General features: G+C 50.2%; 8 protein-coding genes. 4 read left to right on the forward strand and 4 right to left on the reverse strand.

Annotation, left to right across the window (positions count from 1 at the left end; translation table 11 throughout):
* Positions 1 to 40 precede the first annotated feature (40 nt).
* Complete coding sequence (locus tag ACXYMU_RS12250) at positions 41 to 1,114, reverse strand: anhydro-N-acetylmuramic acid kinase (protein ID WP_458986682.1); 1,074 nt, start codon at positions 1,112 to 1,114, stop codon at positions 41 to 43.
* 129 nt (positions 1,115 to 1,243) lie between these two features.
* Here ACXYMU_RS12250 and ACXYMU_RS12255 point away from each other — a divergent pair, with 129 nt between their 5' ends.
* Positions 1,244 to 1,552 (forward strand): ArsR/SmtB family transcription factor, encoded by a 309-nt coding sequence (locus ACXYMU_RS12255; protein ID WP_025608763.1) that lies wholly within the window; start codon positions 1,244 to 1,246, stop codon positions 1,550 to 1,552.
* 127 nt (positions 1,553 to 1,679) lie between these two features.
* On the opposite strand, the gene hemA is transcribed toward ACXYMU_RS12255, so the two are convergent.
* Positions 1,680 to 2,963: a glutamyl-tRNA reductase gene (gene hemA / locus ACXYMU_RS12260; protein WP_458986683.1), complete on the reverse strand. Its 1,284-nt coding sequence runs from the start codon at positions 2,961 to 2,963 to the stop codon at positions 1,680 to 1,682.
* Positions 2,964 to 3,078: 115 nt separating this feature from the next.
* Here hemA and ACXYMU_RS12265 point away from each other — a divergent pair, with 115 nt between their 5' ends.
* Positions 3,079 to 4,260: an ATP-binding protein gene (locus ACXYMU_RS12265; protein WP_458986684.1), complete on the forward strand. Its 1,182-nt coding sequence runs from the start codon at positions 3,079 to 3,081 to the stop codon at positions 4,258 to 4,260.
* Positions 4,261 to 4,345: 85 nt separating this feature from the next.
* A complete protein-coding gene (locus ACXYMU_RS12270; protein ID WP_458986685.1) occupies positions 4,346 to 5,284 on the forward strand; it encodes a GNAT family N-acetyltransferase in 939 nt (312 codons plus the stop codon).
* Between the two features lie 75 nt (positions 5,285 to 5,359).
* On the opposite strand, the gene ACXYMU_RS12275 is transcribed toward ACXYMU_RS12270, so the two are convergent.
* Positions 5,360 to 7,354: a Na+/H+ antiporter NhaC family protein gene (locus tag ACXYMU_RS12275; protein ID WP_458986686.1), complete on the reverse strand. Its 1,995-nt coding sequence runs from the start codon at positions 7,352 to 7,354 to the stop codon at positions 5,360 to 5,362.
* Positions 7,355 to 9,075: 1,721 nt separating this feature from the next.
* On the opposite strand from ACXYMU_RS12275, the gene ACXYMU_RS12280 reads away from it, so the two are divergent.
* Positions 9,076 to 13,776, forward strand: a complete 4,701-nt coding sequence (locus tag ACXYMU_RS12280; RefSeq protein WP_458986687.1) for a beta strand repeat-containing protein — start codon at positions 9,076 to 9,078, stop codon at positions 13,774 to 13,776.
* Positions 13,777 to 13,782: 6 nt separating this feature from the next.
* On the opposite strand, the gene ACXYMU_RS12285 is transcribed toward ACXYMU_RS12280, so the two are convergent.
* A complete protein-coding gene (locus tag ACXYMU_RS12285; RefSeq protein ID WP_458986688.1) occupies positions 13,783 to 14,640 on the reverse strand; it encodes a DMT family transporter in 858 nt (285 codons plus the stop codon).
* Positions 14,641 to 14,660 lie beyond the last annotated feature (20 nt).

Below are 14,660 nucleotides of genomic sequence, written 5' to 3' on the forward strand. Positions count from 1 at the left end.
AAGGTACAAAATAAGATGAGAGCATTCCGAATGCTCCGGGCTAACCAAGGTAGATAGACCCGCCTATGTTGTCTTGGGAAGCCCCGGTTACGCTGCGCAGGCAGTTCTGCTCGCCGCGCCACCGCAACACTCCCAGAAACGCGAAGATCAACGCCTCCTTGAACGAGACAACCTCTGGGGCTGGCACCTCTACCACAAACTGTTCGCCGAGGTATGCCCGCATGAGCTGCACCAGAAAGCCGTTGAATGCGCCGCCGCCGGTGAGCAACACCCTGTGCTTACCGGTGTGCAAGTGTGGCAGCGCCTGTTTTAGCTGCAGGGCAATGTGGTGGCAAACCGTGTGAAGCTTGTCCTGCGCCGGGGCAGAAGAGGCCTGCAGGGTGCTCAGTGAGTTTAGAAGTACCCATTCCTTGCCTAACGACTTAGGGGCTGGTGCTGCAAAGTATGCGGGTGCGTTGAGTTGCTCCAGCAGCTCCGGCTGCAGGGAACCGGAGCGGGCCAGATCGCCGTTATCATCATAGGCTTTCCCCAAACTATTAGCCAGCGTGTTCAGCAGCATGTTGCAGGCGCATATATCGAAAGCGATTCGGTTGTCGTTTTGCCTGTAAGACACATTGGCAATGCCACCGAGGTTGATGCAGAAGTCATACTCCCCGAACAGCAGCTCATCCCCGATCGGCACTAGTGGCGCACCCTGGCCTCCCAGCGCGATATCCAGTGTCCGGAAATCGCTGACTACCGGCAGTTGCGCGTGTGCGGCGATGTACGCTCCGTGCCCCAACTGGAAAGAGATGTGCTTTTCTGGCTGATGGAAGATAGTATGGCCGTGCGAGGCAACAAAATCAGGCTGAATTCCGTGTTGCTGTACAAAACTCAGAACTTGTTGGCCTATATACTGACCGAAGGAGTGGTGCCTTTCAATGAGCTCGGCACCGGTTACGGTTTCGCATTCGCGGAGAGATTCAATTAAAGTATTAGGATATTCTAATGTATTTGTATGTAGTATTTTATATATCCAATTTTTTCTTTCGTACGTAAAGCAACAATATGCCAAATCGAGGCCGTCTAAAGACGTTCCGGACATGAGGCCGACCACATGATATTTTGTATCCATCACCAAAAATAAGAAATAGCGCGGAATGTAGGTTCAGCCAAATAATGCAGGCCTCGTATATATCTTAATATGAATAGGATTGTTAACTGTAAATAGAATTGTAGAAACTGTTAGGTATAATTAATGATTATGAAAAGCTTATTATCAAGAGTAGAATCTAAGAAGATAGATAAGGCAGCGGCCATGCTAAAGGTACTGGCCCACCCGAAAAGACTGGCGATCGTGGATTTGCTTGGGAAAGAAGATAAAATGACTGTTACAGAGATATATAAGCAGTTAGATCTTCCGCAGGCTATCGCATCGCAGCACCTCATTACACTAAAAGACAAGGGCGTTTTGTCCTCGTTTAAGGTGGGAACGAAGATTTATTATTCGCTTGCTATCCCGAAATTGATTGACGTGATCGACTGCCTGGAGGAGTGCTGCATCGACATTTAATTGTTGCCTGCACCGCTTAACCACTGTCAAATCACTTATTAAAAAAGCCCGAGGCCTCCGCATTTCGTTCTAGTTTGAACGCTGCGGAGGCCTCGGGCTTTTTTATTCACTAATAAAAAAGGGCCGTTTACTCAGAAATACGGTTTGCCTCGGCGGATTCGTTTTCCAGGTTAAACAAGTCGTTGAGCAAGTCGATCAATGTTTCGGCTTCGCCGCGCTTGCAGGCGGCCTTCAACTGCAATACCGGTAATTTTATAATTTTCTGCATCATGGACTTTGTGATGTTGTCCATGAGTTTTGCCTCTTTAGGGCCCAGCTTTTTCATATAGCGGGCCAATTCCTCCTGGCGGATCGTTTCCAGGGCATTCTTCAAGCGGTTGATTGTCGGAGATACCATCATCTCCTTCGACCAATCATTAAACTGGTCGATAGACTCAGTGATAATCTCCTTCACCTTCGGCACCGAGTTGATGCGGCGCTGCAAAGCCTCGGAGGCTTTGTTCTGGATCGTGTCGATGTTATACACCAGCACACCCGGCACTGCTTCCACCTCCGGTTCCACACTGCGCGGCACCGACAGGTCGATGAAGAATTTAAAGGAAAGGACCTCCAGGCGCTTCACCATTTCCCTTGTAAAGAAGGGTGTTTCGCGGGCCACAGAAGAAATGATCACATCGGCGGCTTTCATTCCCTGCACAATCTCCTCAAACGGCAGCACTTCCATGCCGCACTCCATTGCCAGAGCCTGCGCTTTTGCCTGCGTGCGGTTCGCTATCTTAACGTTCCGGAAGCCGTTGTCCTTCAGGTTCCGGCATACATCTGCGCCAATCTCGCCAACACCCACCACCAAAATGCTCGGGTCAACCATATCGGTGGTCAACTCCTCAATCAGCTCGATGGTAGCATAAGAAGTAGAGGCCGCCCCATCGCGGAAAGAGGTTTCCTGCACCACGCGCTTGTTAGTGAAGAAAATGGTGTGCATCAGGCGGTGCAGGAACGGACCCGCCGTTTCGTTGTCAGCGGTCCACTGGTAAGCTTGCTTCACCTGGTTCGAGATCTGCATATCGCCCACCACCTGCGACTCCAGGCCCATCGACACATCGAACAGGTGCTGCACGGCATCGTCGTGCTCGTTCAGGATGGTGAAGTAATCCAGGTATTGCGATATATTCTCCATGCCCTTGGTGATGCCCAGCAGCTTCACGATGTCAGCGCTGTAATCTATATCGGCATTGTAATATACTTCGGTGCGGTTGCAGGTGGAAAGCACCAGTATGTCAGAAGCTTGTATAAAGCTCTTGAGCGTCTGTAGGAATAGCCTGCAGGAAGTTTCATCTAAGGCAATCAGTTCTCTGATGTCAAGCGGTGCTTTTTTATAAGACAGACTGATCGCTTTGAAATTCTGAAGCATAATTAAAGTAGGTTCTACTAAAGTACAAAGTTAAGTTTCAATTTATTAAAATGAAACTTAGTTGCTGTTAATGTTCTATTTATACTAATTTCAAAATAAATTACGTGTATACTGCATGATCCCCATTTACTCTCAGAAGAACAGGATAAAGCTTATTGTCGTTATCGTTGCTCTTATTATCGGTGCAGCCACAATTACTTATACCAACATCTTAGTAGCCAAATTGTCTGAGCGCGAGCAGGAATTAGTTCAGCTTTATGCCAAAGGCCTGCGCTACATGATCAATGCGCCCAGCGACGATAATATTGTGTTCATCGAGGAGGAGATTCTGTCCTCGAACCACACCGTGCCTGTTATCCTCACGGACGAGAACGAAAACATACTCGACTCCAAGAACATCGATATCCCTGAAAACATTTCGGATGACCCGGATAAAATCAACAGGCTGCTGCAGGGTGAGATCCGGAAGATGAAAACGCAGCATGCCCCGATTGTGGTGCCGTGGGCAGAGGGGTCTGTCAACTATGTTTTTTACAAAGACTCGGCCCTGCTCTCGCAGCTGCGCTATTACCCTTATGTGCAACTTATTGTGATTGCCTGCTTCTCCCTGATGGCCTACTTTGCCTTTAGCTACTCGCGCCGGGCCGAGCAGAACAGGGTATGGGTGGGGCTCGCCAAAGAAACCGCGCACCAGTTGGGTACACCGCTGTCGTCGCTGATGGCGTGGTATGAGTACATCAAGGCCAACCCTAAGTTCGAGAAGGAGCCGATTGTGGAGGAGCTTGGCAAGGATGTGCGGCGGCTGGAGGTGATCACAGAGCGTTTCTCTAATATCGGATCGGTGCCGACGCTACGTGACGAGAATATACTGCAGGTTACCGAGAACGCCATTAATTACCTGCAGAACCGCATCTCGCGCAAAGTGATCTTCTCCGTTACCTCCAGTTTCGCCCCTGATATCACGGCCAAAGTAAACGTGTCGCTCTATGATTGGGTGATCGAGAACATCTGCAAAAACGCCGTGGACGCGATGGAGGGCCGCGGAAACATCGACATACAACTGGTGTTGCTGGGCAAGAGCAGCATAGCTGTAGACATTACGGACACGGGCAAAGGCATACCTAAAAGCAAGATCGCCTCGGTTTTCCTGCCCGGTTACACCACTAAAAAGCGCGGCTGGGGCCTGGGCCTAGCCCTTGCCAAGCGCATCATCGACAACTACCACGAAGGGCGTTTATACATCAAATGGTCTGAGGTGGCAAAAGGAACAACCTTCCGGATCGTGCTGAACAGGTAATGTGAATGAAGCGTGACGAATTTCGGGTATAAATAACGTCCACAGAAGCTCTAGCCTTAAGATTGATGGCTTACTGGAAAAGCGAATGATTGAAGTAATACGGTACAGTGCGGGGTATAAAACAGCTTGGGATGCTTTTGTGGCAGGCTCCAAGAACGGCACGTTCCTGCTTTACCGCGACTACATGGAATATCATGCGGATAGGTTTTCGGACCATTCGCTGCTGTTTTACCGAAAGGGCAAGCTGATGGCGTTGCTTCCGGCTAATGAAGCAGGCCAGGAAATTCACAGCCATGGTGGCCTGACGTACGGCGGCATCATCAGCGACAACCGCATGAAGACGGTTACAATGCTGCAGGTGTTTGAGGCAATGATGGCCTACTACAAAGCAAGCGGCTTCCGGGGAATGCTTTATAAAACCATTCCGCATATCTACCACCAACAACCTGCCGAGGAAGACCTGTACGCCTTGTTTCGTTTTGGAGCACAAATGAGCCGGCGTGATGTCAGTTCTGTGATAGAGGTGGCGCAACAGGCGGGGTATAGCCGGAAGAGAAGATGGGAAGTAAAAAGAGCCAAAGAGGGTGGTAATCTGCGAGTAGCGGAAGCAAAGCAGTGGGAATCCTTTATGCAGCTGGAGGCAGAGTTGCTTCAGCAGAAATACAACAAGCAGCCTGTGCATACGGCAACAGAATTAGCCTTGCTGGCAGGACGGTTCCCTGAGCACATCAGGTTGTTTGCGGCTTTTGAAGGAGAAGAGCTGGTAGCAGGAGTGCTGATGTATGAGACAGCGAGAGTTGCTCATTGCCAGTACATCGGTAGTACCGCCAGAGGCCGTAGTTTGGGTGCTTTAAATGTGTTAATTGATTATCTGCTCACGGAGGTATACCCTCGGAAACCCTACTTCAGCTTTGGCATTTCCACAGAGCAACAGGGATCAAGCCTCAACGAAGGCCTGATCCGGAACAAGGAAAGCTACGGCGCCCGCGCAGTAGTGCATGATTTTTATGTTCTTCCCTTTTAAGTATAACTGATGAACCCCTCTGAAGCAGCAGCGGCCACTCCTGATCGGTAGTGGCCGCTGCTGCTTCAGGGTTATCTAGGCTTCTACCGTAACGGTGGCTTGTACCGATTCTACTACATTCTTCTTGCCCAGCCACCTGATGATAGCCCAGAGCACTACCGCTCCGATCAGGTATACCAGCAGCCAATGTACGCCCCAACTAGATAAGTTAGTACACACCAGGTTGGCCACTAGCGCTACTGTCACGGCGTAAGGCAGCTGCGTTTTGACGTGGTCGATGTGGTTACAGCCGGAGGCCAGGGAACTTAGTATAGTCGTGTCGGAGATAGGAGAGCAGTGATCGCCGAACACCGAGCCTGCCAGCACCACTGAAATAACATTGTAGATAATAGGCATCGTCTCTTCCAGTGTCAGGCCCTGCGTTTGGGAAACATACCAGGCCGCCGGCAGCATCAGGGGGTATAAAATAGCCATGGTGCCCCAACTGGAGCCTGTGGAGAAGGCAATGATAGCGGCCAGGAAGAACGTGATCTCTGGTAGGAAGTACGGGGATATATTGCCCGAGAAAAGCGAGGTCAGGTACTCTGCGGTATAAAGCTCCTTGGTAACAGCAGCCAGCGACCAGGCCAGCACTAGGATCAGGATGGCGGGCAGCATTGTCTTAAAGCCCATCACCAACGACTCCATGGTTTCGGTGAGGGACATGATGCGCTGGCTTACGGTAAGCACGACAGCCACAATCACCCCGGACAGCGAAGCCCAGATAAGGGAGATGTATGAGTTAGAGTCGCCGATGGTGATGGAGAGTTTGCGGATAAAGCTTAGGCTCCCATCTGCCCATATGTCTGGGTTATAGCCGGTATAAAGCAAACCCACCAGCGTGCCGAAGATAACGACCAGCACCGGCAGCAGCGCGTTGATCGCCCGCGTCTTGCTCAGGTCTACCGGCTCAAACTCAGCCATCTCCTGCTGTTGCCTTGCCTCGCCCTGCGGGTCCATGCTGGCGGAGGTAACGGCGCCCGTGGTGCGGGCGCGCATCTCGGCCTTGTGCATACTCCCAAAGTCGCGGTTCATCAAAATGAGCATCAGCATAAACACCAGGGTCAGCACCGGGTAATACGCATACTCCAAGGAGTGGAAGAAAAGCGAGTAAGCGCCTTCATTTATACCCAGCGAGGTAGCGGCATCTTTAATGTAGCCCAACTCAGCACCTACCCAGGTGGTGACAAAGGCAATGGCGGCAACCGGGGCAGCGGTGCTGTCCACGAGGTAAGCCAGTTTTTCGCGCGATACTTTGTGGCCGTCCGTTACCGGGCGCATGGTGTTGCCCACAATCAGGGTGTTGGCGTAATCATCGAAGAAAATAGCGATACCCAGTGCCCAGGTTACTACCTGCGAGCTTCTGGCAGACTTCGCGTAACGCGAAAGCAAATTCACGATCCCGGCCATCCCCCCGTTCCTGGAAATAATGGCCACCATACCCCCGATCAGCATCGAAAAGACAATCACGGAAACGTGATCTGAGTCGGTGAGGGCTTCCATGATGAAGGTATCGCCCACGGCCAGCAGGCCCGTGAACGCTGATTTGAGGGACAGCCCATAGATAACGAAGCCGCCCACCCAGATGCCTGCGAAAAGCGCCAGCAGTACTTCCCGGAAAATGAGCGCAAGCACAATAGCGATAAGCGGCGGCAGGATGGACAGCCACATCGGGAACTCACGCAAGCCGCCCTCCGCAGCATCGTCCGGGCGGTATAGCCGGGCGAGGGTATGGTCGCCCAGGTTTGCGCTGACCTGCACAAGTTCGCCCGCTTCCGGAAGCACCACCAGGGTTTCTCCGTCTACAAAACTAGCTTCCTGTGTCTGGCCGTTTACCCGTAAAGGCAGCACACCGCTGTATTTTATCAGATTGCCGGCTCCATTGGTAGTTCGGAGGGTATAGGCCGTGTCGTTAATGGCCTGTAAGGTTATTTCCTGGATTTCGGCCTTCGATATGGGTTCCTGCGCCTGTGCCCGGAAACACAGTAACATGAGAAGTAGCAGGCCTAGGAGTGACTTATATAGCTTCATTTATCAGCTTAAGGGTAATCTAAACCATTAAAATAAGCGAATATTTTTCACATTTAGAAACTGCTTCTTTCCCCATAGTGGAGCAAAAACACCATACCCTGCCAGTAAGCTGAGAGTTATTTGGTAAGCTTATGGTACCCACAGCGCCTGGCGTGTAGGGGCTTATAAGCAATTGGTTAGGTCCGTTGTGCTCAAAATGATCGGAGGGGTAAATAACAGGGTATGGCAGAAATTCAGGCTTTGTATGGGGTAGTAGCGGTTGAGGTCCAAGTGTCAGTGTGTGTGCCAAAAACCTTTTACAAATATGGAAATTGGATTAATGCCGGAAATAAGTCGATGATTTTGTGTAGATTATTATTTGTAAAATTATAAAATCATTTCTGTGAAATGGTGTGGTTTGTAACTTGCCTGAATTGTGCTATCGAATTCTTGGGTTGTTTATGAAATATACTGTTTAGACATTAATAACGGATTTAATTGTGTTAAAAGCACCTCTAAAAGTAGTTTAAGGATACTCCGGACGGGCCCTTGGTAATTGTGTCATGTAAATTATTGCAAGGAAAAGTCAAACTTTATTAAAACTCATGAATATATATAATTATATAGTTATATATTTGCGTATTAGATAAGTACAGTGTGCTGCTCTGTTTTGATTGACATGCCCGATTGCTGTCAAAAATGGAGTGATTTCTTTGATGGGTTAGCATAGCAGCAACACATCGATTGTGTAATTGGCAACTATAAAAATGCTAAATCCAATTCAGGCAAGTAAAGCACTTGCTTCCCAAGTAACCCTTTTCATATTTATACTGCTTGGCGCAGGTCTTTCAGGGGCTATAGCCCAAACGACCACTTGGACTGGAAACACAGATAAAAGTTGGGATAAGGATTCGAATTGGAGCAACAGTGAACCCACCTCTACAGTTCACGCGATTATTCCTAATACTACAAACAAGCCTGTTGCAAGTTCTAATAGCAGACTGCTGAGTTGTGCCTCATTAACTATACAGGACGGAGCCTCCCTAATAATCGATACTGATAAAGGCTTCCTTTCTAATGGCGATGTGACGATTGGCGCCAATGCAAACTTTACAATTAAAGGATCCACTGTTGAAGTAAGGGGAAACTGGGTAAACAACGGGAATTTTCAGAATGAGGTGGCACCGATGGGATCAGGAAGATCTGCGACGGCAACTAAGTTAACCCTCTCAGGTATCAATAAGTTGATAGGGGGGGCTTCTGTTTCAACATTTGCTTATTTAGTCATCTCTGGGAGCATGTACCTTGAGCAAAGTATTCACATTAAATCGCTTTGGACTTCAATTGAAAATGGTTTACACGTTACAGGCACATTTAATCCGAACCTGAATAAAGTTACGTTCGAGAGTCAGGCAAGCAATTCAGACTTTAATGTATCCGCTGGGGCAACACTGATAGTCATGGCTCCATCTTTTTTTGATAATTACGGGAAACCCCCTTCAAGCACTACGCTACCAGCCTCAAGTACTGTTATTTACGGGGCATTATCAGGCACGCAGGTGATGTTAGGAGGTGGTAACTATGGGAATTTAAGTATAAGGGGTGGAGGTGTAAAATTATTAAACACGAATACAGGTGTTGGAGGTGATTTAACTGTCAATGGCGGCACATTAGACTTGCAAACTTCAACCTTAAACAGAGTCTCTAACGGAGGTAGCCTTACTTTAGCTAGCGAGACGGCATTGAAGATAGCGCATGATAATTACTTCCCTGCAAATTATAGCTCCATATCGCTCGATGCCAACAGCACAGTAGAGTATTACGGCGCAGAGCAAACAATCGCAAACCGAAATTATGGGCATTTAACGGTTAGAAACGCAGGTACTAAAAGCCTGGCGGCAAGCACTCCGATTGCAGGGAATGTAACCGTGAACTCCGGCACACTGGATCTTCAGGGCTTTACCTTAAACCGAACAACTACGGGAGGTGCTTTTAATGTGCTGTCCGGAGCAAGCCTGAAAATTGGAGGTACTAACTCTACTTTCCCAACAAACTACGCTGCAGTCTCGCTCAATGCAAACAGTACCACTGACTATTATGGTACAGATCAAACGGTTGCCCACCAAACCTATGGCAACTTAACACTAAGCACATCAGGCACGAAAACCCTGCCCGCAACTGCTATGACCATCGCTGGCAACTTTACAACTCAAGGAGCGGTTTCTGCTACGGCTGCCGGTAACCTTACGGTTAATGGCAATGTGCTGATCGACGGAACCTCCACCTTTAACGGCGGTAGCACCTCACATACAGTTGGAGGAAACTGGGTAACCAATGGCACCTTTGCGCCAAGCACCAGCACCGTGACCTTTACAGGTACAAGCAAGGCTATCTCAGGCACAACAAGCGCGCCTGAGTTTAATAACCTGACCATCAATGGACCAAGTGTAACCGTGAACTTCCCTTCGCTTAAGGTGTTGGGGAATGTTGATGGGTCAGGGGGCTATAAGCAATCGGCTAACGGCACGCTGACAATGGCCGGAACTGCAAAAACTATCAGCGGATCAAACCATAGCTTCCAGAACCTAACCATAGACGGCACTGTGGCAACAGGCGTTGACTTCTCGGTTAATGGCAATTTTACTGTAAACGATAGTAAGTCATTTTCTGCATCAACCGGCACAGTAACCATGGCCGGAGCCAGTAAAAGCATCATTATTTCGGGTACAGCCGTTTTCTCTGGATTAAGCATTGCGGGTGCTACCTCTACGTCAAGTAGCTTTACAATCAACTCCTCATTGAGCGGTACAAGTGCCTTAACGGCTACAGCGGGCACTGTTAAATTCGGCGGTACCTCTACCTTTGGCAATTCACACAACCTCTTTAATGTTGACATTTCTGGTACAAGCCTGACAATGCTCGCCAACGCCAACCTGAATGTGGCTGGTGCCTTAACCCGTACAGGTACTTTCAACGTGACGGCTAACACACCCAACACCGTAACCTATAACGGTACAGCTGCTCAATCAGTGCTGAGCACCACGTATCACCATTTGGCTTTCGCAAACGGAGGGGCTAAGACCGCGAACGGGGCCTTTACCGCAAACGGCGACTTAACGGTTAACGCAGGGGCTGTTTTGAATGGCAGCAGCGCAACGCATACTGTAGCTGGCAGCTGGGCGGCGAACGGCACTTACAACGGGAATACCAGTACAGTGGTCATGTCGGGGACTGGGAAAAGTATCTCCAGTACTGCTGGTGCTGCGGGGTTCAATAACCTGAAAATAGAAGGCGCGATAAACACTGCAGTAAACCTGACTTTGAGCGGGGATCTGACTGTGGATACAGGAAAATCTTTTAATGCGACAGCGGGGACGGTAACCATGAACGGTGCAGGGAAGCAAATCAATACGCCCGGCACTGCCACTTTTTCTACGCTAAACATCGCTGCCGCATCTTCAACAGCAAATGGTTTTACTATAAACGCAGCATTGAGCGGTGTAGCTAAGCTAACGGCTTCTGCCGGTAAAATCACTTTTAATGGTGCTGCTACCACTTTCGGTGGGGGACATGACCTTTTCTCTGCTGATGTACCGGCGGGCAGAAGCCTGACGCTCTCTGCCAACGCCACCTTAGGTATAAATGGGGCGCTGACGGCAGCCGGTACATTAAACGCAACTGCCAATGGGTGTACGATAGATTACAAAGGCTCAGGTGCGCAAGATGTGCTTCCGATCAATTATCACAACCTGAGCTTTAGCACAGGAGGCACCAAGAAATTGGGTGTTGGCATAACGGGCATCGCAGGAGCCTTCACATTAACCAACGCTGCAGCAGACGCCACCACAAACGCAGCGACGGTAGATTACAATGGTTCGGGTACTCAGGCAGTGACAGCAATTGCTTACCATCACTTGGCTGTTAGCAAAACAAGCGGAACAGCAACTTATGCCGCGGCAACTGCACACAGCATGACCGGCGCCCTGACCATCAGTGGTGCTGGCAAACTAGCCTTAGACCTTCCTGTGCTCAATGTAGCAGGCAACGTAAGGATTGATGCGGGTACTCTAGAAACTGTCGGAAACTCTGAACTGGATCTGAAAGGCAACTGGACCGTGGGAGGAGCTTTTATACCGAACACCGGCACGATCACTTTTTCCGGTGCCGCCGCACAGACGCTGGCTCCTACTGCATTTCATCACCTTAAAGTAAACAAAGCAGCTTCCAGCCTGACCACAACCGGCAACATAACCCTTGGCGGTGACTTGCAAGTGCTAGGCGGGACTTTGGTGCTAGACGGGCATACCCTAAACCGGAGCAGTGAAGGCGGAACACTGACCTTGGCTGATAACGCCACCCTGCGATTAAACAATGCAGCCGTATTTCCTTCTAATTTCACTGCCAATAACTTAGGGGATAATAGCCATGTGATTTATTCAGGCGGCACTGGTGGGATAGCGTCCAGAAGATATGGCAATCTGACATTTCAGGATGTTTCCGCCCGTGCGTTTCAAGGGAATGCCACAATAGCCAATACCATGACCGTTTCCAGCGGGTCAACTTTGAACAATGCCGCTGTGGACCTGACGCTGAGCAAGAGCCTTGTAAATAATGGCACAATCAGCGCAAGCAGCACAAACCTGATTTTTGACGGGGCTGCCTCCACCCTGAGCGGAACCGGCACAACCACCACCTTGGGCGGACTAACAGTTAAAACTGGAGCAAGCCTCACCATAAGCCAGAACATCAACCTGCACGGAAACCTGCTGCACAATGGCACAAACCTGTATGCAACAGCCAATAAAATAGACTTAGCAGGATCAAACCCGGCAAGCATTTCAGGAACCGGTGTGTATAATATAAGCGAGTTGCGGATTAGCAAGGGGGGAGCCACTACAACCGTTTCTTTAGGAAAGGAGATTTCCGGATTACAGAGCGTAAACATTGCATCGGGTACCCTGGACCTAGGAGCCTCGGCTCTTACAAAGAAAGCGACAGGAGGAACAACCTTTTTGCTTTCGGATGGCGCGACCATAAAGGTCGGCGGTTCTCAGGCATTTCCGGATTTCGGTACTTATACACTTAAGCAAACGAGCACGGTGGTGTATAATGGCAGCACACAAACTGTAAAGCCTTTGACCTATGGCAACCTTGCTTTGCAAAATGCCGGCACTAAAACCTTCGGGGCAGGTACCACAAGCGTTTTTGGCGCTTTTACCCTGACAGATGGAGCTGCCGCAGACCTGCTCTCAAACAGTAGTGTATTAAATTTTAACGGCACTGAACCACAGACCATGCCCGGCCTCGATTATCATGGCGTGCTTGCGTCGGGGGGAGGGAAAAAAACTTTGGAGGCCAATGCCACCATTGTTGATAAGCTGGAGCTGACAGGTGGGAATGTAGCAACCGGACCGTATAAGTTTGTACTCGGCAATGCTGCCACAATCTCAGAGTCTGGGAGCCATTACGTAACCGGAGCTGTGGAAACAACGCGCACCGTTACCACTACAGAGACCTTCGGCAACATGGGTATGAGCATGACTCCCACTAAAGGCACACCGGGAGAACTGAAGCTACTACGCCTGACGGGTGCAAGCGGCGAACTTGGTAACGGCAATAACATTCAGCGTGCTTACCTGCTGCAGCCCACCACACCAAACAAAGATAATCGGGTAAATATCACCATGAGCTACTTCGGACATGAGCTGAAAGATAACATGGTAGGCAAGGAGGAGGAGCTGATCATTTATTGGTCTGACCGAAACGACGAGTCATCGTTTTGGCGCACCATGTTCCCAAGCGCAACACCAGCGGGCAACCAGGTGCGGGCGACAGACTCCGGCTATAACGGGTACTTTACCATTGGCCGCCAGGACAGTCCGCTGCCTGTCGAGCTTACCCGCTTCACTGCGGCTAGGGCAGGTGTGGATGTAGTGCTAGCCTGGGCCACTGCTATGGAAGAGGACAATGCTGGCTTTGGGGTGGAGGTGTCTGAAGACGGAAGAGTATACCGCACGCTTGGCTTTGTGCCGAGCAAACGATCCACGTCAGAAACAAAGCAGGAGTATACCTACGCTGACCAGGAAAATGGGAAACACGGCGTTCGTTACTACAGGCTTCGGCAACGTGACCTGAATGGCACCACAAAACTGTACGGGCCTGTGGTGGTTGATTTTGGGGATGCGCGCAGCACCACGTTGGTAGCTTACCCTAATCCATTCCGCGATCAGGTAAAGCTTGGTATCGAGGCCATAACCGCAGGACTTGCCAAAATTAGCTTGCAGGATATAGTGAGCAAAGAGCTGTTCCACCAGGATGTGCAGGTTAGGCAGGGCGCAACAGAACTGCCACTGCTGATTGGCGAAGGGTATGCGCACGGTGTCTATGTGCTGAACGTAGAGCTGAACGGCAAGCTATACCGCTACAAGCTCATCCGCGAATAGCCAGCCTTATTTCGCCCGGTTGACAATGTACACACCAGCCAGCACCACCACCATCCCGAGGTAATGCAGCAGCTGAATGGTTTCCCCGTCCAGCAAGCCCCACATCAGCGCCACAATGGGTATAAGGTAGGTGATGGAGCTGGCAAAGAGCGTGGTAGAAATGTGAATGAGCTTGTTGAAAAGCACCAGCGCAAAGGCAGTACTAAGCACAGCCAGGATAAAGATGTACCCAAAAGCCTCCCAGGCGCCGGGTATATGCTGCAGCTTGTCCACCACATCGGTCGTAGCCAGGTAGGCCAAAGCCAGTGGCCCCACGGTCAGTAAAGCCAGGCTAGAAATAACAATCGGTTTACTGCCCTGCAGGCGGTGCTTAATGATGTTAACGCTACCGCCGTAGCAGACAGTGGCCAGCACGATATAAATGCCATAGTACTTATTGTCGAGGTCGGCGCTGCCGTTGCCCGAGAAAATAAGGATAGCGGTGCCGGCGATGCCGATTACAATTCCCAGCATCCGCATCCAGGTAATGGCTTGCCGGAAAAACAAGGCGCCCACCAGCAGCGTGAACAGGGCGGTAAGCGAGTTAAGCACACCGGCCAATCCGCTGGCCAGCCTTGTCTCGGCGTAGGCAAACAGGAATGCTGGCAGGAAATTACCCAGCAAGCCGCTTCCGGCTAAGTACTTCCACTTCTCCTTTTCCATTTTGCGGATATGCCGGAGGGCAAACGGCAGCAGTGCCAGGCTAGCGATCGCCATGCGCAAACCACCCACCTCGCCAGCAGAGAAAACCACCAGCCCTTTCTTCATCAGAATAAAGGATGTTCCCCATATCAGGGTCAGGACTGTGATCAGGAACCAGGCCAAGGCGTTGTTGGTGGCTTTGG

It is taken from the genome of Pontibacter sp. CAU 1760 (genome assembly GCF_054482735.1).

Excerpts from the sequence above, each read along its gene's own strand:
- ACXYMU_RS12275 (WP_458986686.1), bottom strand. The coding sequence starts at position 7,354 with ATGAAGCTATATAAGTCACTCCTAGGCCTGCTACTTCTCATGTTACTG.
- ACXYMU_RS12265 (WP_458986684.1), top strand. The coding sequence starts at position 3,079 with ATGATCCCCATTTACTCTCAGAAGAACAGGATAAAGCTTATTGTCGTT.
- ACXYMU_RS12255 (WP_025608763.1), top strand. The coding sequence starts at position 1,244 with ATGAAAAGCTTATTATCAAGAGTAGAATCTAAGAAGATAGATAAGGCA.
- ACXYMU_RS12250 (WP_458986682.1), bottom strand. The coding sequence starts at position 1,114 with ATGGATACAAAATATCATGTGGTCGGCCTCATGTCCGGAACGTCTTTA.
- ACXYMU_RS12270 (WP_458986685.1), top strand. The coding sequence starts at position 4,346 with ATGATTGAAGTAATACGGTACAGTGCGGGGTATAAAACAGCTTGGGAT.
- hemA (WP_458986683.1), bottom strand. The coding sequence starts at position 2,963 with ATGCTTCAGAATTTCAAAGCGATCAGTCTGTCTTATAAAAAAGCACCG.